Here is a 22,280-nt window from a genome sequence, read left to right as displayed (position 1 = left end):
GATGAGGGCTTGACGAGGAGAGTAGAGCGGATGAACACGAGTAAGTTGCAGGCGTTTGCGGCCGGGGCGCGTGTGGAGCTCATCAAGGCGGTGCGTGCGAAGCTGGATGCGGCGATGGAGCCGGCGTCTGCGGCGCGCGTGGACAATCCTCGCGCATTCGCCAAACTGGAGGAGGAGATCCGCGCCAACGGCGGCGGCGAGGAAGGTCGTGCGAAAACCGCCGAGCGGCATGCGTACCGCTGGTTCAACCGGATCATCGCCCTGCGGTACATGGATGCGAACGAGTTCACCATGCCGCATGTGGTGTCCGGCGATGACGCGGACAATCCGAATGCGCTGCCGGGCGTGCTGTCGGCCGCCAAACGCGGGGAGTTCGACGAGAGCGTGTTCGGCAACGTCGGCGCGAAAGCCAAGGTGATGCCGACCATCCAGGCGCTGCTGGACGGCACCAAGACGAGCAACGACCCGCAGGGCGACGCCTACGGTCTTCTGCTGCGCGCCTACTGCGACTACTGGCACCGGTTCATGCCATTCATGTTCGACGAATCCGGCGCGGCCGACGAACTGTTGCTGCCCGCCGATCTGCTCGCCTCCGATTCCGTGCTGCGCCGCGCCGTAGAGGCGATGTCCGTCGCCGACTGCGTGGGTGATGAGGGCCAAGGAACCGTGGAGATCATCGGCTGGCTCTACCAGTTCTACATCGCCGAACGCAAGGACGAGGTGATGGCCGGCTTCAAGAAGTCGAAGAAGGCCGGTGCCGCCGAAATTCCCGCCGCCACCCAGCTGTTCACGCCCGACTGGATCGTACGATACCTCGTACAGAACACGGTCGGCCGCCTGTGGACCCAGAACCATCCCGAATCCCGTCTGCACGAATCGTGGGAATACTACATCGACTCATCCTCGGCCCCCTCGGCTGAGGGGGCTCCCGGCGTAGCCGGGTGGGGGAGAGACCCCCAGCAGTCCATTATGCCTCCCTCTGATGAGGGAGGTGTCAGCGAAGCTGACGGAGGGAGAGAAACATCCCAGCAAGCAATCCTCAAGATCGCCACCCCCGAAGACCTCACCGTCTGTGACCCCGCATGCGGTTCCGGCCACATGCTCACCTATGCGTTCGACCTGCTCTACGACATCTACGACGAGGCCGGCTACTCCGCCAACGAGATTCCCGGGCTCATATTGCAGCACAACCTGTTCGGCATGGAAATCGACGAGCGCGCAGCCAACCTCGCCGCCTTCGCCCTGACCATGAAGGCGCGCGGCCGCTATCGTCGCTTCTTCCGCAAGCAGGTGCAGCCGAACATCCAGCGCATCACGCCCGAGTACTTCACCGACACGGAAGTGCAGGAGCTCAACGATCTGTACGACGTGACCTTCGACGCCGACACCTGGAACACCTACCAGCACGCCGACATCTACGGCTCCCTCATCCAGCCCTCAACTGATTTGACCTATTTGGTTGCTGCGTTCTCGGCCCCCTCTGATGAAGCAGACGAAGATTCGTCTTCTTGGCCCCCTCTGATGAGGGGGCTGTCAGCGGAGCTGACTGGGGGAGAGACCTCCCTCTTCTCCGACCCCCTCGCCGACCGCGCCCACACCGTCCTCGCCCAAACTGCCTACCTCGCTCGTAAGTACGCCGCGGTCGTCGCCAACCCGCCGTATATGGGTTCAAGCAACATGGGCGGTGAACTCAAGGAGTATGTGAACGAGCATTACCCGGACGGCAACAAGGATCTGTTCGCCGCGTTCATCCTGCGCAACCTGCAACTCATCAAACCGAACGCCCTGCTCGGCATGATCACGATGCAAAGCTGGATGTTCCTCTCCTCGTTCGAGAACCTGCGCAAGGGACTGCTCGCAAAGCACTCCATCGAAACGATGGCACATCTCGGTGCCGGAGCGTTCGACAGCATTGGCGGCGAAGTCGTCTCCACCACGGCATTCACCATTCGCAATGGTGCTTCTAAAGGCAAGGGTACGTATCTGCGATTGGTTGACGTGCATGGAGATGAAGACCAAGCGCGTACCTGTGCCGGTGCCGTCAAGGGGGCGAATAACGGTCTGCTTTTCACTGTTAACCAGCATGATTTTGCACAGATTCCTGAATCTCCATTAGCTTATTGGTTGTCGAAATCAATGAGAGATGCTTTTGGATATGGGACTCGTCTTGTAAATTATGTGAAGCCACGACAGGGATTGGCAACCGCTGATAATCCGAGATTCTTACGTGAATGGTGGGAAGTTAGTCAATCACGTAATTTATTCGGTTGCTTGTCGGGCAAAGAATCTGTTGTGAGTCGCAAACGGTGGTTCTCCTACAACAAAGGTGGTGAATTTCGGAAGTGGTACGGGAATCGTGAATATGTTGTCAATTGGGAGAACGACGGCTCTGAAATTAGATTTTTTGGTACCGGAAATGGTGGGAAACCGCGTTCGAGAGCGCAAAATACCGAATTATATTTTTTGCCGTCTGTTTCGTGGTCTACGGTAACTTCCGGAGATCCCTCGTTTCGTTTTGATGGAGCTGGATTCATATGTGATCAGACTAGTGGCTTCCTCTCTTATTCAGAGAGTGGTAATCCAGATGTGCTTTTGTCTATTATGAATAGTTCTTTTGCTGTTCAGATATTGAATATACTGGGATCGTCTACACACTATATGCAGGGACCGGTTGGCTATACTCCTATCTGTGATCAAGTTGATTGTTCAGAAGTTGATGCTTTAGTCGAGATTTCTCGTCATGATTGGGACTCCTACGAAACTTCGTGGGATTTCAAGAACTTGAATGTGTTGAATGGCCTCTCCCTCAGTCAGCCGCAGGCTGACAGCTCCCTCGTCAGAGGGAGCCGAGATGTTGTGCTGGCTGAGGCGATTCCCGCCTATATCGCACATTGCAAGCAGATTGCTGAATCGCAGCGCCAGCGCGAGATCCGCAACAACGAGTTGGTGGCGGATGCGTATGGCGCGCGTGACGAGGTGCCGTGCGACGTGCCGATCGAGCGCGTCTCGCTGAAGCGCAATCCGGCGTTCGCCTATCCGAAGGACACGCCCGCCGAGCGTGATGCGAAGATGGCCGTCGACGTCGTCAAGGAGATCATCTCCTACGCGGTCGGCTGCATGTTCGGGCGCTATAGTCTCGACAAGCCGGGCCTGATCCTCGCCTCCCAAGACGAAACCATCGATGATTATCACGCGCAGATCCCGAACCCCACGTTCGAGCCGGATGCGGACAACGTCATTCCCATCACCGACGACGAATGGTTCGAGGACGATCTCGCCGCCCGCTTCCGCACGTTCCTTGCCGCATCGCTCGGCGAGCAGCATGTGAACGAGAACATCGCCTATATCGAACAGGTGCTCGGCAAGCCGTTGCGGAAGTATTTCGCCACGGATTTCTACGACGATCATGTCAAGATGTACAAGAACCGGCCGATCTACTGGATGTACTCCAGCCGTACCGACAACAAGGGCACGTTCAAGGCGCTCGTCTACCTGCACCGGTACACGCCCGCCACCACGAACACCGTGCTGAAATACCTGCGCGAGTTCACTGGCAAGCTCAACGCCCAGTCCGAAGCCCTGCTCGCCTCCGGCAAGCCGGCCGAAGTCCGCAAGGGCGAAAAGCTGCGCACCGCCATCACCGAATGCACCAGTTACGAGCGCGACATCCTCTACCCGCTCGCCACCGCCAATCTCCCCATCGACCTCGATGACGGCGTGCTGGTCAACTACCTGCGTATGGGTGCCGCCGTCCGCACCATCAAGCCCATCGAAGCCAAGCGCAAAACCGTCCAATCCTGGACCTGGCCCACCAACCCGTTGGGAAAGGAATGACTTCTAAAGATGTTGATGTATCTTTGCCTTTCTGACACTCCGATGTGGACAGATGTTGCCCAGGGCGTCTCGGCTATCATTGGGGCAGTTGGTGTTGTGCTTACATTAATTTTTACGGCTTGCCAAATTCATCAAGCATCTGTTCAGGTGCGTGAATCTTCCAAACAATCTCAAAGGGAAAGTGAAGACAGAAATCGTCCTTATATCTCGATGGATGTTATCCCGAGTATTGGTGGTTCCGGTGCTTGGGATTTGAAGTTAAAAAACACAGGTGGTACTGCAGCAAGGTCAATAACTATTCGACTTGTTAATCAAGATTTCATTATGATTGACGATAATCATTACATCTCGGATCATCTTCGTTGGTTTATGGAAACTCCATTTGACCTTATGCCGGAAGCTAGCAAACGTGTGTATTGGATTATTACGGACGGACAAGGTGACGTCGTCGATGGCGCTCCATTGCAAGGGAAGATAGAGGTCCACTATTCTTGGCGGAGAGAAGCCGATAGGAAAGATTATTGTGACTCTCTTACATATGATTGCATAAAAGCGCCTATTCCTGCTGCCGCCACAGGTCCAACTCATTCTGGAGGGGATAATCCGGAATTGAAAAATATTGAACATGCAATACGTGGTATTTCTAGACAGCTGGGAGAAATATCAAGATAATTATATATATAGGATTGAGTGCGTTGGGTATGAATAATGTTGCGAGAGATGAAGCGTTCTATCAGGATGCGGTAGCGTATCGTCTGCTGTTGCATTCGCATAGTTTTCGAACCTCGAAAGGGTTCCGCCAGTTTCGGGTAGCTGGATCCATAGCGGATACGGTGATTATCAACGGACGTGGAACGGTGTACGAGATTAAGTCCGATCTCGACACGTTCGAGCGTCTCGAAGGGCAGCTTCGGGATTATTACACGGTGTTCTCATATGTGAACGTGGTGATTCCCGAGGAGAAGCTAGCATGTTTGCGCGAGTGCCTCGCTGCCATGCCCGAATTCGGTAAGCATGTCGGCATCTATGTTATGACGCGTCGCAATGCTCTCAAATGCGTGCTGAAGCCGAGCGAACACAACGATGCTCTGAGCCTGATCGAACTGCTGAAGGTGCTGCGTAAGCCCGAGTATACGAAGATCTTGCAAACTGAGTTCGGCGCCGTGCCTGACGTGTCTCCAGCTATGTTCTATGGTGCTTGCCGTGAAATGTTCCTGACCATTCCTGTGTTGAAGGCGCAATCATTGGTTATGAACGCAGTCAAACAGCGGAATGCGTGGACTCGCGAAGATTTGGAACGGTTCCCCGAGGAATCACGTATCTCCTTATACTTTGCTTACGATAAGATGAGGAGCGTGCCGGAGATAGGGGCTCTTCGAGCATAGGTGATGTAGCAACAAGGGGGTTGAAGAATGCCTTATTATCCCTATCTTAGAGCGCGACAGTATGAATTGCTTGCGCTTCGGGAACTGCTGATGGCGGGAAAACTTCCCTTACAGGTGGTGCCTGTCATCGAGCCGATACGAGATATGCCTCAACTTCGGCAGACGTTGCGTATGTTCCGTGAGTGTGAAGGCGGTGCCTTAGGCGTTGTTCTGAATCCAGACGTGGGAGATCTGACCGCTGCCACTGATCTCGACAGCCTATTTGACATATATGGTCATAATGAGCCGGATCCGCTGATAGGGGAACGGGGAACTATCTTTCCGGCAGTACTGCTGAACAATGACGCTACGACAGTCGCACAGCAGGTTCAAAATGCCGATTCCGCTTTGATGAAAGACAGGGGCATCGTCTTTGTCTCCGAAAATGATCGCGGTCGTATCAAGGAACTACGCAATTTCGTTTTTCATGCTGTCGCGGCTTCGGATAGTGAACGACTTACCCGTGATCTGAAACGTAATGGAATTGTCGCGAAGAGAATTCTGTTCTCCGACCCATTCATCAAGCGTGAGAATAACGCCGCGTACGGGGAAGAAGAATATCAAGACGAGTTCTTCTCTGATGACCATCTGTGGTATACCGACAAGTACGAGGGATTCGGCGATTATTCAATAGTTGGCGATAACTATGACGAACGCGGGGGAATGCCCAAGGCTGTCGCGCTTCATATCGTGTATTTCGACGATGAATGGAATCTTCGCGTTCATCACTTTGTGTCCGATGTAAGCGACGATGCCCATGAGACGCCGGAGAAATTCGTGCAGACAGTGCGGATGCTGGATGCATGGCATATACAGCGCAACGATATGAAGCAGGCGCACCAGACAATAGGCTTGCAGAAGCTCATCGGTCACGCGAAGACCGGTACATACCCAGGATTGCCGACCATCAAGAAACTGTGCATCATGCACCATCTCGAGCTCATGGGATGGTTCCTCTCTGAAAGGCCGGACCGATGACAAACTGCTGTGTGAATTGTTTCCGGGACCATGTGCTGCGTGGCACAGTAGAAGGGCTCGGAGTACAAGGCGATTGTGATTTTTGCGGGAGTGAAGGCGTCGCCATATATGATTTCAGGACATGCGCCGATATTCAGAATTCGCTGTTAACAATCATCGAGCTTTACGAATCGTGCGGTGTTCGTACCGAGGCGTGCTCATGCACGTTGGCCCATGAGTTGTCAAGCAGATGGCGGTTGTTCACTATTCCAGAAGAATCCGTGCAAGAACTACTGAATGCCATGTATGCGGAGTCAACCAAGGGCGTGTTCGACGGGTATGCGATGAATTCCCTTCTCCAAGGCACGGTTCGGCTGAGTGATTCCGGCCGCATTAGTGAACACGATTGGAACAAATTCGCTGATCATCTGAAATATCAAAATCGATTCTTTGTCTCTTTCGTTGACGTTGATGAATTGGCTCGCTTGATTAGCTATACGCGAGATACATGTGAACAAGGCACAGTGTTGACACGGGCGAGAATCGCTAAGGACATGAAAGGCTATGCTGCTGGGAATGAGATGGGTGCTCCGCCTCAAGGTGTTGCTGGTAATGGTCGAATCAATCCCGTAGGAATCAGTGAGCTGTATACGACTCTGGGTAACGATATCGAGGCGGATGACACGGCTTTGCACGAAATCCGTGCTGGAGTGCATGATTATGTGACGTTCGGTAAGTTCACGCTCGAACGGCCCATCAGAATTGCTGACCTGTCGAAATTGTCCGAAATCAGCCCATTCGATATCGACGGTGAGGATTTGCCCATGTTCGCGGCGAATCTTGAAATCCTGCGCGGCATGGTCCAAGAGATTTCCAAACCGATGCGCAGGGGAGACAATCCTCTTGAATATGTTCCGTCGCAATACATTTCCGAGCTCATCAAGAGTTTGGGGGAAAATCAGGGTGGTCCATACGACGGGGTGAAGTATGCCAGCACATTACGAAGCGGTGGTATGAACCTTTGCCTGTTTAATCCAGAAGCCTATACGTGCGATAAAACCTACACCAAGCGGGTTAGCGAAGTGACCTATTCAATCGTGGATTAGATAATAGTGAAAGTCATAATGGCTTGCGGGAAATCCGACCTAAATGTCGGACTATGGTAGTCATCTGTTGGTGTGTCATCTGTTGGGCAGAAGGCCAAATATGTGATGAGTGTAATTGAGGAGGTGCAATCATGACTCTGCAGGAACTTCAAGCCGTATTGGCGCAGGGTGAGGATGCATCGGTGGAATTCAAGCGGTGCGGGGCTCAGCCTGAGCGTGTTTGTAGCTCAAGTTCCGGTCCCGCGGAACACGCAGATTGATGACGGGAAAGTGCCGGATACTTCATTGGGAGTGCGGGATACTGTCAAGAAAGTGCGCGATGCTCTGAATGGGGTGCCGGATACTGCTGCAAAGGTGCCGGATACTATGTTTGAAATGCCGGATACTGCCGGAAATTGCCGGATACCGAATCCGGAGTGCGCGATACTGCCGGATAAGTTCGCGATTAGTTCGCGATTAGTTCGCGATACCGCTGACCTTGACGAACAGGAGCGTCAGGTCTACGCATTTATTCAACAACGGCGAGGTGCGCAGTCTGATGATGTTGCGGGTCTTCTCAAAGTCGGCAAACGTCAGACTCAGAAAATCCTTGCCAGACTTGTCGATTGCGGACTGTTGCGCCGTGTGGGTGCTGGGCGTTCGACACGATATGTGCTTGTCGGGGAGGTCTCGAAATGAGCGGCAGTACACAGATTGATAGCGATCTGGGTGTTCATTCTCAATCATCCGTGTGCAGCAATGTCGATGCTCCTGGGGAAGGGTGCCGGAACAATGACGCATTGACACCGGAAGTGTGTTCCGGTGATTTGGATCGGTTATTTGATGGGTATGACGGTGCATACAGGGGAGTTGAGCTTGATTCTGGCGCTCCGGTTGGTGAGGAGCTGATTTGATGCGTGATATGGAGTCATCGGTTATGCGCTGATAATGGGCGTCGTCATATCGGGGTAGTGCAGCAATTGTAAAGTGTCGACTATACTCGATGCCTTCAGTGCAGCAGTGGTGCAGTTTTATCCATGTTGGATACCACAGAAAGAGAAGGACTCGCATGAGCACAGCTGAGCAGATCGGACGGTTGCTGGCGGCGCGGTTCGCCGGTTACGACGGCACCGCATATGGCGAGGGGCGCGTGGTGTTCTGGCATGACGAGCACGGCGAATTCGCCGATCTGCTGGATGAAATCGCAGGTCAGCAGGCCGCCGACGAGGCATTGCGCGACGTGGAGGTCGTGCGGTTGGAACGCAACCCGTTCGCCGTCAAATACCGTATCCTCCTTGAACGGCCGACCACGAAGTTCCTCGTATACCTCACCGGCAAACTGCCGGCGGACGAGGATAATTGGCTGCTTGACCTCGAACTGGCGTACGGTCCTATGTTCACCGCCGACCGCCTGTCGATGATCGTCAACGAGCTGTTCCCGCGCGAGGCATCCGCCGCGACGCGAGACACTTGGCTCGCCATCATGCAACGCACCAAGCCGTTCTTCGACGACGACGATCTGGTGGCCGGGCTGGGCGGGCGGCTGCGCGCGGACGACGACGAGCGGGACTTCCAGGCGAAGATGATCGCCGTACTGCTCGGCCTGCCGGCGGGGGAACACAGTCTGCAGGCGATCTGGCGCGCGTTGCTCGCCCAATACTCGCAGGACGAAACTGACGGCATCGAGCGCATCGCGGACATGAGCTTGGCCGACTATCACTGGGCCGGCACACGCGGCATCTACCGGTTCGACGCGGCCTGTGAACTGGAACACCCTACGGTGAAGGATTTTGCGCTGTGGCTGTTCCGTTTGGCGTGGAACGGGTTCGCCGACGCCGAACACGGTCTGGATTATTACGCGAACATCCGCCGCGACTTTGACATGTGGCGCAACGACCCTCGTTTTGCCCCGGTGGTCCGCACTTTGGCGGAGGATACGTTCGCGGACCTCTCGCTTACCGACGACATTACCGGCTTGGGTCTTGACGAACTGGCGTCGCACGACCTGTTCCGTGAGGTCGATGAACAGCTCGTGGAACTGCTGTATGCGGGTCTTGGCAACGAGAGTGTGACAGACGACGACGTACAGCGCCTAGTCGCCTCACGACGATACTGTCTGTGGCACGACGAATTCGCCAAGGACTACGCCATCATCGCCTCGGCCAGCGCCCTGCGCGCCCGATTGCGTGCGGCCCGGCCCATCATGGAATCCATATCGTCCGCGCAGGAGGGCTTCCGTCTGTATGCGAACGACCTGTACCGGGTCGATGCATGCTACCGCCGATTCATCGCCTCATGGAAGGCCGGAGGCCGGTTCAGCGGCAACATGGTCGCCGAAAGCCTGGAACAGGAATACGCCCGCTATCAAGCCGATCTGAGCGTGCAGTGGCAGGCGCAGGTCAACAAGCTCGACGAGTGGTCGATTGACGGCGTTCCCGCCCAGAACGACTTCTACGCGCGCAATGTGAAGAAAATCACCGATGCCGGCAGAAAGATCGCGGTCATCATCTCCGACGCGCTGCGCTACGAGGTGGCCGAGGAATTGCGCGAACGGCTGGATGCGCAGAGCCGTTGGAACGCCACGCTCGAAGCCCAATTGTGCGTACTGCCATCCTACACGCAGCTCGGCATGGCCGCTCTGCTGCCACACACGAGTCTGGCGCTGACTCCCTCCGACCATTACGGGGTGCTGGCGGACGGCAACTCCACTGTGGGATTGGCTGCACGGCAGTCGGTTCTTGGTTCTGTGGGCGGCGCTGCAGTGACGGCGAAGACGCTACTCAAGATGAAGCGCGACGAATACCGCGAGCTGGTGAAATCCTGCAGCGTGCTCTACGTCTACCACAACGTCATCGACTCCATCGGAGACGATGCAGCCAGCGAATCGGGGGTCTTCGATGCCTGTGCGAAGACGATCGACGAGCTTGACACCATCGTCAAGCGTCTGGCCAACGCGAACGTGACCAATATGATCGTCACCGCCGACCACGGATTCCTCTATCAGGACCATGATGTGACGGACGCCGAATGGCTTAGCGTCGGACCTTCCGGAGATGCGGTCTGGGTGAAGAAACGCCGGTTCGTCATCGGCTCGAATCTCGTCCCCAAGCCTGCGTTCACCACATTCCCCGCCGCCCGCGTCGGTCTGGACGATCCGGAAAACAAGGGCGTGACCATTCAGGTGCCCAACGGCATCCATCGACTGCGTATCTCGGGTGATGGCGTACGGTATGTGCATGGCGGTGCTTCGCTGCCCGAGATCGTAGTGCCGGTCATGCACATCAACAAGGGGCGTTCGGCCTCCGGAGACGCGCGATTGGTGGAATTCCGCATCCTGCAGAACACCGATCGCATCACCACCGGGCAAATCACGGTCGATTTCCTGCAAACCGAACCCGTGGGCGGCAAGATATCCGAGCGAACCGTACTCGCCGGCCTGTGGGGCGTGGAGCCCGGCGGCAAGGCTACGCTCATCTCCAACGAGGTGCCTTTGGCGTTCACGTCCACATCCAACGACGCTGCCGACAGACATGTTCCGGCCACGTTCCTGCTCGCCGGCGAGGCAGGCCGGTTCAACAACACCGTGGTCGAGCTGCGACTGGCTGAGCGAATCCCCGGCTCCAGCCAGATGCGCCGGCTGGATATCAAGGCCGAGTACCGGTTGCAGCGCGGGCTTATGTTCGATGACGGATTCGACTTCTAACGTAGCCGGGTGGAACGCGGAACCGTCCGGCTTTGATTGGTGGGACTACCCCTCAGTCAGCACGCTGACAGCTCCCCTGACAAGGGAGCCACGAGGGATGGGCATACAGGTAAGGTGGGAACATGGCAGACGAAGAGCATATGGAAAAGACAATGGATAAGGATTCGGGCGAGCCTGAGGAGACTGCGGCGAACGAAATTCCCGTGATGAACGACCTCGACCGCAAGGTGACTGCTGAATTCGCCGATTACACGGTGCGCAAGGACCTGGTCAGCAAGGTCAAGGGCAACGCCCTCGTGCCCTCATATGTGCTGGAATACCTGCTTGGAAAACACGTGACCACCACCGACGAGATCAGCGTGCAGGCCGGTGTGGACCGTGTCCGGGCCACTCTCGCGGACAACTATGTGCACCGCGAGGAAGCCAACCTCATCCAGTCGAAGATCCGTGAAAAGGGACGGTACAACGTCATCGACAAGGTGCAGGTGGCGCTCAACGAGAGGCTTGACCAGTATGAGGCCACGTTCGAGAACCTCGGCATCAGCCGCGTTGTAGTCGACTCGCAGACCGTCAAAAACAACCCGAAGCTCATGGTCACCGGCATCTGGTGCATGTGCGCGCTGGTCTATGCCTACTCCGGCGACTCGAAGGACGTGCCTTGGCGTCTGCAGCGGCTCATGCCTGTGCAGATGTCCCACGACGACAGGGAGAACTACCTCGCCATGCGTGAGAAATTCACCGCCGACGAGTGGATCGACCTGCTTATGCAGTCGGTCGGATTCAATCCTGACCTGTTCGGCAAACGGGCGAAGCTGCTGCATCTCGTGCGCATGATTCCCTTCGTGGAGCGCAACTACAATCTCATCGAGCTCGGCCCTAAGGGCACAGGTAAATCGCATATCTATTCGGAATTCTCCCCGCATGGCATGCTCATCTCCGGCGGTGAGGTGACGGCCGCGAAGCTGTTCGTCAACAATACGAGCGGGCAGATCGGTCTGGTCGGCTACTGGGACACCGTGGCGTTCGACGAGTTCGCCGGGAAGACCAAAAAGGCCGACCGGGCGCTCGTGGACATCATGAAGAACTACATGGCCAACAAATCGTTCTCACGCGGACGCAACACTATGCAGGCCGAAGCGTCCATGGTGTTCGTCGGCAACACCTCCCACAACGTGCCGTACATGCTCAAGAACTCCGATCTGTTCGAGGAGCTGCCGGCACAATACCACGATCCGGCGTTCCTCGACCGCATCCACTACTACCTGCCCGGCTGGGAGTTCGAGCAGATCCGCTCCGAGATGTTCACACGCGGTTACGGCTTCGTGGTGGACTATCTGGCCGAGATCCTGCACAACCTGCGCAACGTGGACTACGGTTCGGCGTTCGAGCGGTATTTCACACTGTCGCCCACGCTTTCCACACGCGACAAGGACGGCGTGCGCAAGACCTTCTCCGGCCTGATGAAGCTCATCTACCCGTCCGGCGAGGCGACGATGGACGAGATGGAGCCGCTGTTGCGTTGCGCCATCGAAGGACGCAAGCGGGTCAAGGACCAACTGTGCCGCATCGACTCCACCATGGCCGAGGTCGACTTCAGCTACACGCGTGTAGGGGCCGCGGAGCCAACTGCGGTACAGACGTTGGAGGAGATCGAGTATCCGGAACTGTATTGGAGGGACGGGCATCACCGGTCGGATGATGCCGAAGAGCCGTCGTCAGCTGCCGGTGAGCCGGCCGAGCGAATCGGCGAGCCTGCCGGCAAGTCCACGGATGCCGAACGATCCGGGCGATCTACCCAGACCGTGGCGGTAGAAGCGGCGTCTGTCACAACGCAGCAGTCACCCGAACCGGCCACGCAGCCGAAGCTCAACCGAATCGAACGTGCCGCTGCGGCCGCCCGGGAAGGCCGCCTCTCGTATGCCGAAGATCAGCGCGGAGTCACTTATGACAAACTCTTTGGCGCATTCGTTGCCGGTGCGCGCAACATCACCATCGTGGACCCGTACATCCGACTGTTTTATCAGATTCGCAATTACGCAGAATTCCTTGAAACAGTGTTCAACTACACCGAGCGGACCGAAGAGGTGCACGTTCATCTCGTAACCAAGCACGCGGATGACCAGCATATCGACAATCAGATAGCGTCCCTGAACCAGGTGCGGGATGCTTTCGGACAGCTGGGCATCATCGTTACCTACGAGTTCAGCGACACCGCTCACGACCGTTACATCGAGAGTGATACAGGGTGGATCGTCACGCTCGGACGCGGTCTTGACATTTTCCAGCAATACGACGCCTCCTGGCTGAGTCCTATGGCACGCAAGCAGCAGCTGCGCAAGGTCAAGGAATTCAACGTCATCTATCAGCGTGACCGATCCGCGGAACCTCATGCATTACACTGATACGGTTTGAGCTGTTGAGTATGCCGGGCGGGTGGACTTGTGTCATCATGGCGTCCGACACGTACGAGTGAAGGAGACCCATGAATCCGAGGCGGGGACCGTTCCAGGCGGGCGAGAAGGTGCAGTTCACCGATCGCAAGGGCAAGAAGATCACCGACCAGCTGGTGCCGGGAGGCTCCACGCAGACCGAGCATGGGCTTATCCTGCATGATGACGTGATCGGCAACACCGAGGGCGCGGTGATTACCACGGTGCATGCCAAGCGCGAGGCGCAGGTCAATCAGGTCTATCCGGAGAAGGACAGGAACAAGCCGTGGAAGTCGTCGCGCGCAATCGGCGGATGGGACTATGCGGCCATGCGCCCGCGCCTCGCCGATTATGTGCTCTCCATGCCACGCGGCGCGCAGATCATGTACCCGAAGGACATCGCCCAGGTGATTCAGCTCGGCGACATCCGGTCCGGCATGCGTGTGCTGGAATCGGGCGCCGGTTCGGGTGCCATGAGCGTGAACCTGCTGGACGCCGTGGGGGAGGGCGGCCATGTGACCACCATCGAGCTGCGGCCTGAGTTCGCGCGCGTGGCCAAGGCCAACGCCACGCTCTACTACGGCGAAGAGCCGGCATGGTGGGACCTGAAGACCGGCGACTTCGACACCGTGGCAGCCTCGCTGCCCGAACACTGGTTCGACCGTGTCATGCTCGACATGCTCGACCCGTGGAACCGACTGGAGCAGGCGTACCGTGCGATCGCGCCCGGCGGCGTGCTGGTGTGCTACATCACCACCACCACGCAGATGAGCCGACTGGCCGAGACCCTGCGTGACGCGGGCTGCTGGACCGAGCCGCAGATCGAGGAGACCCTCGAGCGCACGTGGAAGGCGCAGGGTCTGGCCGTCCGCCCGGATCATCAGATGATCGGACACACCGGTTTCCTGGTGGTCTCGCGTGCCATGGCACCCGGATTCGCCGCGTTGAAGAAACGCGAGCGGTACTCCAAGGACACGGTTACCGACATCGACGCCATGACGGACGAGCAGCGCGAAGCGCAGATCGAGGAGCTGGAGCTGCGCGACATCTCCGACCACAAGCTGCGCAAGGTGCTGCGCGACTTGGATCGTCAGGTGAACGAATTGCACAAGCTTGGTGACGAGGCTGCCTGAACGATTATGTGAACGCTCACATCAAGCGTATAATAGTTTTTCTCAATGTTTGTTGTGAGCTACGCATATCCGGAAGGGGAGCATAACAATGGGCATCAAGCTGAGCAAGGTGGCCAAGGCAGCCAAGAAATACAAGCACATCCTCATCGTCATGAGGCATGCCAAGGCCGAGCCGTTCGGAGGTAGTGACGACGCCGAACGCGAACTGACCGAAAAAGGCCTCAAGCAGGCGAAGGCGGTCGCCAAAGGCATCGAGGAGCTCGGCCTGAGACCCGATCAGATCTCCTGCTCGGCGGTGACCCGCGCCCGTCAGACCTTGGACCGTATGCTGAAGGTCTTCGGCGACGGGCCCATCGTGGATTACCGCATCAATCTGTATGAAGGCGGGGTTCAGGCCATATTCGACGAGCTTGCGCACGTCAAGCCCAAGCAGCGCGTGTTCATGATCGTAGGCCACGAGCCCACCGTGTCCATCGCCTCGCAATGGCTGTCGTCCTCGGATTCGGATGCGGAGCGCCTCGACCTGCTCAACCTTGGTCTCGCCCCGGCCGCGATTGTGGTTCTCGGCTCAGACAAGCCGTTCGATGAATGGCAGGTGCACAGCGGAGACCTGCTTGCCGTAATCAACGTGAAGGACTTCGACTGATTCCTCTTCCCAGTATTCTGCGTCACTAATTATCGCGTATTGCAGATGTCTCTCCTCCAGTCGACTTCGCAGCCAGCCCGTTCTGCAATCATGGACGCGCTCTGCGCGCAGCCTGCTGGCTCGCCTGTCGGCTCGCACGTTGCCTACAAACAGCTCCGCTGTTTGCTTCACGGCAACGTCCCATCAGAGGCCAATACCGCTTAGACGATTGCGATACGAGCCACCAGCTTCTTGCCCTCGTAGTATGTGGGGATACCCTTATGGGGTATATCCTTAGCGCCTATAAATTTCAGCTATAACGACACTCAAAACGTTCTTATGGGTCCTCATGGCCGATGGTTTGATAGCCTGAGTCGGGTTACGAACGCAACTATTGGAGGATTCATGTCCACTCTCACTTCCGTCTCCGGATTCCCCCGCATCGGGCAGAACCGCGAACTGAAGAAGATCATCGAAGGCTATTGGAAGGGCGCCAACGACCTGGCGGCGGTAAAGGCCACGGCGGCCGAACTGCGCGCCAAGCACTGGAAGCTCCAGCAGAACGCCGGAATCGATCTGATTCCAAGCAATGATTTCAGCTACTTCGACCAGCTGCTGGACACCGCCATCCTCCTCAACGTCATCCCGAAGCGTTACGAGCGTCTGGCCTTCGAGAACCAGGAGGACACGCTGTTCTCCATGGCGCGCGGCTATCAGGGCGACAAGGGCGACGTCACCGCACTGCCGATGAAGAAGTGGTTCACCACCAACTATCACTACATCGTTCCCGAACTGGAATCGAGCGAGGGGATCAAGCTCAACTCCACCAAGCCGTTCGATGAGTTCAACGAGGCCAAGGCGCTCGGCGTCCTCACCAAGCCGGTGCTCATCGGCCCGTACACCTTCCTCAAGCTCGCCCGTGGCGCCAACGCGCAGAAGCTCGAGTACGACAAGGGCCTGGTCAACGCCGTGGCCGCCGTCTACGCCGAGGTGCTTGGCAAGTTCAACGAGCTGGGCGCCCAGTGGCTGCAGCTTGACGAGCCGTATCTCGTGCTCGACAAGGAACCCGGCGACGTGGAGCTCTTCAAGAGCCTCTACACCAAGATCCTGGCCGCCAAGGCCGGCGTCAAGGTGCTCCTCAACACCTACTTCGGCCATATCGCCGACATCTACGAGACCGTGAACCTCCTCGGCTTCGACGGCATCGGCCTCGACCTCAACGAGGGCCGCGAGGAGAATCTCGAAGCCGTGTCCAAGTACGGCGTCGCTTCCGAGACCACCATCTTCGCCGGCGTGATCAACGGCCGCAACATCTGGCGCAACAATTACGCCACCTCGCTCGGCCTGGTGGACGCCATCAAGCAGGTCACCGCCAATGTGGCCGTCTCCACCGCATCCTCGCTGCTGCACGTGCCGTTCAGCACCGAAGGCGAGACCGGCATCCCCGCCGAGGATCTCAAGCACTTCGCTTTCGCCGTCGAGAAGCTCGATGAGCTCAAGGAGGTGGCCGTCCTCGCCGATGCTACCGAGGACGAGAAGAAGGCGTCCGCCGCCCTCGCTGCCAACCAGGCCCTGTTCGACGGCACCCGCGTGGCCGCCGATCCCGCCGTCGCCGAGCGCGTGGCCGGGCTCACCGCAGACGATTTCGTGCGCCAGCCGGCCCGCGAGGAGCGTCAGAAGCTGCAGCGTGAGGCCCTTGGCCTGCCGCTGCTGCCCACCACCACCATCGGTTCCTTCCCCCAGTCCAAGGAAGTTCGCGCCGAGCGCGCCAAGCTGCGCAAGGGTGAGATCACCAAGGAAGCCTACGACGAGTTCATCAAGGCCCAGATCGACGCCTGCATCAAGCATCAGGAGGAGATCGGCCTGGACGTGCTGGTCCACGGCGAATTCGAACGCAACGACATGGTCGAATACTTCGGCCAGAACCTCAACGGCTTCCTGTTCACTAAGAACGCCTGGGTGCAGTCCTACGGCACCCGTTGCGTCAAGCCTCCGATCGTCTGGGGTGACGTCTCCCGCGCCAAGCCGATCACCGTCGAATGGTCCGCATACGCACAGTCCCGCACCGAGCACGTGATGAAGGGCATGCTCACCGGCCCGGTGACCATCCTCAACTGGTCCTGGCCGCGCGAGGACATCACCCATGAGGAGCAGACCAAGCAGCTGGCTCTCGCCATCCGTGACGAGGTGCTCGACCTCGAGGCAGCCGGCATCAAGGTCATCCAGATCGACGAGGCAGCACTGCGCGAGAAGCTGCCGCTGAGGAAGTCCGACTGGCATGTGAAGTACCTCGACTGGGCAGTGCCCGCCTTCCGTCTGGTGCACTCCGCCGTCAAGCCCACCACGCAGATTCACACGCACATGTGCTACTCCGAGTTCAACGACATCATCCGCGACATCGACGCGATGGACGCCGACGTGATCTCCTTCGAAGCCTCCCGCGGCGATCTGGTGGTGCTCGACGCCATCCACGATGCCCACTTCGAGACCGAAGCCGGTCCGGGCGTCTACGACATCCACTCGCCGCGCATCCCCTCCGAGCAGGAGATTGAGGACCGCATCTACGAAATCCTCAAGAAGATGAACGTCGAGAAGGTGTGGATCAACCCGGACTGCGGTCTGAAGACCCGCGGCAACGCCGAGACCTGGCCGAGCCTCGAGCACTTGGTCGCCGCAGCCAAGGCCGTGCGCGCCAAGCTGGAGAAGTAGTCCTTATTCGGCTCTCTCATCAGAGGGAGCCGATAGCCAGCGCTTGCGGTTGTTGATTCGTTGTGATGGTTCCCCTCAGTGAGGGGAACCATAATGCGTGTAAGGAAGCTAATATGCATACGCCCATGTTTTCATTGGAAGTGTTCCCGCCGAAAAGGAACGCGCCTGTGGGAACGATCTATGACACGCTTGACGGCCTCGAGGGGCTGGAGCCGGACTTCATCTCAGTGACCTACGGGCACGGCACCCACACGGACCGAACCGCCACCGCCCGCATCGCCAACACCATCCGCAACGAATACGGCATCCCGGCAGTGGCCCATCTGACAGCGCTCTATTCCGATCGGAACAAGGTGGACGAAGCGCTCGACATGTTTGAACAGGCAGGCGTCCAGGCCGTGCTCGCCCTGCGCGGCGACTACATCGAGGGGGAGGAGCCGGTCGGCGTCTTCGAACACGCCAGCGACCTCGTCGCCTACATCCGCGAACGCAAGCCCGAGATCAAGGTGTTCGGCGCGTGCTATCCGGAAGGCCACTATCAGTCCTCCTCGCTCGACGAGGACATCGTCAACCTGAAGACCAAGGTGGATGCTGGCGTCACCCACCTGATCTCCCAGCTCTTCTACGACAACGACGACTTCTACCGGTTCCTCGACAAGGCCCATGCGGCCGGCATCGACGTGCCCATCGAGGCGGGCATCATGCCGGTTCGCGGCGCCAAGTCCGTCCGCCGCATGGCCGAACGCAACGCTTCTCGCATCCCCGACCATCTGGCCGTGATGCTGGACCGTTGGGAGGGCGACGCCGAAGCCATGCGCGCGGCCGGCATCGCCTACGCCTCCGAACAGATCACCGACCTCGTGGCACACGGCGTGGACGGCATCCACCTGTATTCGATGAACCACCCCGCGACCACCCGCCGCATCTGGCGAAACGTGCAGCCGCTCTTCAGCGAATAGTTCTGCGCCGTCTTCGCTGCGGCCATGAAGGTGCCGGTCTGCGGGAACCAAGACAATAACGGGCGGACCGTCGCCCACGGTATATAGTGGTGCCTTATGGATGCAGTGACGACGTTTACGCTCAGCTCGATGGCGCTTATCCGTGCCGGCATACAGGACCTGGACAAAGCCCGCGACCTGTTCCATCAGCTCAAGGTGGACGGCATTGACGATGCCCAGTGCTCCGAGCTGCTCGGATATCTATCCCATGCATGCGATCCCGATGTGGCTTTGAGCAATTTTGTGGACATCGTCAACGCCATGCAATCCTCGGGCCGAGACCTCGAACAGGTGATTCCCGACGGTGCGGCCCTCAAACGCCTCGTCACCGTGCTGGGCGTGTCCGACGCCATGGGCAAATTCATGCGTTTCAGGCCCGATCTCGTTGCTGCGGCAGCCACCGACGAATGCAACAGCCACCTGTTCAACCATGCACAGCGGCGCATGCGACTGCTCAAGGCGGTGGGCGCCGATCCCGACGATGCCGCACATCCAACGGCCTCCAAGGACTTGGCCGAGGCGGCGACTGCCCTGCGTGCCGCCTACCGTCGCCAGCTCGCCGCCATCATCGCCCAAGATGCGGTTGCGGAGAATCCCACGGCCATCCAGCCCATCATCAGCCATGAGCTGTCCGATCTTGCCGACGCGGCGTTGGAAGGGGCGTTGGCCATCGCCCGACACGAAGTGGAAGGCAGCGATCAGGTTCGCTTCACCATCATCGGTATGGGAAAGCTTGGAGCGCAGGAACTGAACTACGTATCCGATGTGGATCTTATCTATGTGGTGGAGCCGGCGGGCAAAGACGTCGACCATCAGACGCTGATTCGCGTCGGCACCAAAATGGGCACTATGCTGCAACGCGTATGCCAGTCCACGATCATGGGAGTCGCAGAGCAGCCATTGTGGCAGATCGATGGGGGTCTGCGACCCGAAGGCAAGGACGGCCAGCTGGTGCGAGTGCTCGAATCGCACAAGAACTATTACGAGCAATGGGCCGAGAACTGGGAGTTCCAGGCGCTGCTGAAGGCCCGTCCTGTGGCCGGTGACCCGGAACTCGGCCAGGCGTACATGGCCATGACCCGTCCGTTCGTCTGGAGCGCGTCCAAGCGCAAGAACTTCGTCTACGATTGCCAGAAGATGCGCAAGCGAGTCGAGGACCTGATTCCGGCGCCGTTGAAGGACCGGGAGATCAAGTTGGGCCGCGGTGGCCTGCGCGATGTCGAATTCACTGTGCAGATGCTCCAGCTGGTGCATGGACGCACCGATGAAACGCTGCGCACCAGCAACACTCTCGACTCGCTGCAACGACTGTCCGAAGGTGGATATATTTCCCGCAAACAAGCCGCGCGCATGTCCCAGGATTACCGATTCGAGCGTGTGATGGAGCATCGCCAGCAGATATGGTCACTCAAGCGCACGCATCTGTTCCCCGACCTCGGCCGCGCCTCGGTGGGCGGACTGGAGAAGAAGCGGGACATCGACGTCGACGAGCTCAACCGGAACCAGGAGCTGCGCCGCCTCGCCCGTGCATTCGGGCTGCATCCCGAACAGCTTGTGGACAAGTACGACGATACGCGACGCGAGGTGCGTCACCTGCATCTGGACATCTATTACCGTCCGATGCTGCCGGTCAATGCACAACTCGAGGATGACCAGATCACGCTGAGCGTGGCGGCGGCACAGGAGCGTTTCGCCTCCATTGGCTTCGGAGACCCGGATGCCGCCATCCGCCACGTGCAGGCGCTTACCGCAGGCGTGGGCCGGGCGGCGAAAATCAACCGCATCATTCTGCCTGCCGTGCTGCAATGGCTCGGTGACGGCCAGAATCCCGACATGGGTTTGCTGAACTGGCGCAAGCTGGAAGAGAACTTCGGCACTGAATCCGGCTATCTTGGATTCCTGCGCGATTCCACCTCCGCCGCACAGCGCCTCTGCCACGTGCTGTCGAATTCGCGATTCCTTGGTGATGCGCTCAACAAATCCGTGGAGTCCATCAGCTGGCTCGGCGATGACGGCAATCTTCAGGCGCGCACCCGCGAGGCGCTGGACGTGCAGACCAACTCCGCGCTCGAACGGTTCAGCGCCAGCATGAACGAGTTCGCCAATTCGGTGCGAGCCATGCGCCGCCATGAGATCGAGCGCATCGGATTGGCGTGGATGAGCGGCGTCATGGATGACGGGACAAGCCTGAAGGCGATGACCGACGTGTACGACGCCATTATCGACGCATCGCTGAATTGGTCGATACGCCATCAGACCGAAGTGTTCGGCTTGGACCATGCGCCGGCGGATATCACGGTGATCGCAATGGGCCGCTACGGCGGGTGTGAAGTGAACTTCAGCTCCGATGCCGACGCGATTCTGATCTACCGTCCGACCGATGGAGCCGAAGACACCCAGGCCAACACCTTCGCCAAGAAGGTCGTGGAGGATCTGCGCAACATTCTTCAGGGCCCCACCACATTCGAGCCGAAGATCGAACTCGATCTGGACCTGCGGCCGGAAGGCAAGAACGGGCCGATCATCCGCTCCTACGCCTCATGCGAGGAGTATTACGGGTCCTGGGCATCCACATGGGAGCATCAGGCATTGCTGCGTGCCCGCTATGCGGCGGGGGACGCCGAACTGGCGCGTGATTTTCTCATCAACATCGCAGACCCGCTGCGTTACCCGACGCAGGAGCTGAGTGACGCCGAACTGCAGAGCATACGCAAGCTCAAAGCCCGTATGGAAGCCGAACGATTGCCGCGCGGCGTACGTCGTGAGCGTCATCTGAAACTCGGCAAAGGCGGACTTTCCGACGTGGAATGGACCGTGCAACTGCTGCAGCTCCAACATGCCGGAACCATCAAGGACCTGCGGGTCAATGGCACGCTCGAGGCTCTGGACGTGCTGGAGACCAAGAAGCTGGTCAGCCCGATGGACGCCATGCAGCTTCGCAAGGCATGGACGACATGCACCGCGGCGCGCAACGGCAACTACCTGTGGTCCGGGCGCGCCAACCAGGCGGATATCCTTCCGGACGACATCTATTCGCTTGGAGGCATCGCCGTATATCTGGGCTATGGAGCACACCGTGGCCAGCATTTCGAAAACGATCTGCTCGCCGTGATGCGCAAATGCCGTGACGTGTGCCAGCGCCTGTTCTACGGGCAGGTCGAGGATGATTATTCCTCGGGGTCCGGTTCGATGGTCGGTGGTCGCTCAGGAGCAGCGGGCGGTACGACCGGTTCCGCCGGTGCGCAGAAGCCGGCGAAGCCTCGCATGCACGTCATAGCGCCGAGATTGGAGGCTAACCGCCGCCGCGCCCAGCGTTGACGCAATATGAACGTGGGGTGGACGCGCGGGTGACGGCAGGGTCCTGCGGGCGTCCTGAAAATGGT

The 22,280-nt window shown here is 58.3% G+C and carries 13 protein-coding genes; all 13 read left to right on the top strand.

What is annotated here, in order from left to right; genetic code table 11:
- Positions 1 to 30: 30 nt before the first annotated feature.
- Positions 31 to 3,834: a BREX-1 system adenine-specific DNA-methyltransferase PglX gene (gene pglX / locus BREU_RS03205; RefSeq protein ID WP_044088293.1), complete on the top strand. Its 3,804-nt coding sequence runs from the start codon at positions 31 to 33 to the stop codon at positions 3,832 to 3,834.
- A 9-nt stretch (positions 3,835 to 3,843) separates the two neighbouring features.
- Entirely contained in the window at positions 3,844 to 4,506 is a 663-nt protein-coding gene (locus BREU_RS11860) for a hypothetical protein (protein ID WP_140558981.1), read from the top strand.
- Between the two features lie 29 nt (positions 4,507 to 4,535).
- On the top strand, positions 4,536 to 5,219 hold the full coding sequence (locus BREU_RS03200; protein ID WP_052382002.1) for a sce7726 family protein: 684 nt from the start codon (positions 4,536 to 4,538) through the stop codon (positions 5,217 to 5,219).
- A gap of 27 nt (positions 5,220 to 5,246) precedes the next feature.
- Positions 5,247 to 6,236: a sce7725 family protein gene (locus BREU_RS03195; RefSeq protein ID WP_044088291.1), complete on the top strand. Its 990-nt coding sequence runs from the start codon at positions 5,247 to 5,249 to the stop codon at positions 6,234 to 6,236.
- A gap of 260 nt (positions 6,237 to 6,496) precedes the next feature.
- Positions 6,497 to 7,321 carry an RES family NAD+ phosphorylase gene (locus BREU_RS03190; RefSeq protein ID WP_052382001.1) on the top strand — a complete coding sequence of 275 codons (825 nt, stop codon included), beginning with the start codon at positions 6,497 to 6,499 and terminating at the stop codon, positions 7,319 to 7,321.
- A gap of 174 nt (positions 7,322 to 7,495) precedes the next feature.
- Positions 7,496 to 7,999, top strand: a complete 504-nt coding sequence (locus BREU_RS11855) for a Fic family protein (RefSeq protein ID WP_140489272.1) — start codon at positions 7,496 to 7,498, stop codon at positions 7,997 to 7,999.
- Between the two features lie 370 nt (positions 8,000 to 8,369).
- On the top strand, positions 8,370 to 11,003 hold the full coding sequence (gene pglZ, locus BREU_RS03180) for a BREX-1 system phosphatase PglZ type A (RefSeq protein WP_044088288.1): 2,634 nt from the start codon (positions 8,370 to 8,372) through the stop codon (positions 11,001 to 11,003).
- 122 nt (positions 11,004 to 11,125) lie between these two features.
- On the top strand, positions 11,126 to 13,405 hold the full coding sequence (gene brxL / locus BREU_RS03175) for a BREX system Lon protease-like protein BrxL (RefSeq protein WP_223847876.1): 2,280 nt from the start codon (positions 11,126 to 11,128) through the stop codon (positions 13,403 to 13,405).
- 80 nt (positions 13,406 to 13,485) lie between these two features.
- Positions 13,486 to 14,565 (top strand): tRNA (adenine-N1)-methyltransferase, encoded by a 1,080-nt coding sequence (locus BREU_RS03170; RefSeq protein ID WP_044088285.1) that lies wholly within the window; start codon positions 13,486 to 13,488, stop codon positions 14,563 to 14,565.
- Between the two features lie 88 nt (positions 14,566 to 14,653).
- A complete protein-coding gene (locus BREU_RS03165) occupies positions 14,654 to 15,211 on the top strand; it encodes a SixA phosphatase family protein (protein WP_044088284.1) in 558 nt (185 codons plus the stop codon).
- Positions 15,212 to 15,595: 384 nt separating this feature from the next.
- On the top strand, positions 15,596 to 17,899 hold the full coding sequence (gene metE / locus BREU_RS03160) for a 5-methyltetrahydropteroyltriglutamate--homocysteine S-methyltransferase (RefSeq protein ID WP_044088282.1): 2,304 nt from the start codon (positions 15,596 to 15,598) through the stop codon (positions 17,897 to 17,899).
- Positions 17,900 to 18,012: 113 nt separating this feature from the next.
- Positions 18,013 to 18,858: a methylenetetrahydrofolate reductase [NAD(P)H] gene (gene metF, locus BREU_RS03155; RefSeq protein ID WP_044088280.1), complete on the top strand. Its 846-nt coding sequence runs from the start codon at positions 18,013 to 18,015 to the stop codon at positions 18,856 to 18,858.
- Between the two features lie 96 nt (positions 18,859 to 18,954).
- Positions 18,955 to 22,215, top strand: coding sequence for a bifunctional [glutamine synthetase] adenylyltransferase/[glutamine synthetase]-adenylyl-L-tyrosine phosphorylase (locus BREU_RS03150; protein WP_044088278.1), 3,261 nt, complete (start codon positions 18,955 to 18,957; stop codon positions 22,213 to 22,215).
- The last annotated feature ends 65 nt before the right edge of the window (positions 22,216 to 22,280 follow it).

The sequence above is a fragment of the Bifidobacterium reuteri DSM 23975 genome (genome assembly GCF_000741695.1).
Lineage (GTDB): Bacteria > Actinomycetota > Actinomycetes > Actinomycetales > Bifidobacteriaceae > Bifidobacterium > Bifidobacterium reuteri.
Note: the sequence above shows the minus strand (reverse complement) of the source record. Positions and strands in the feature narration are given on the sequence as shown.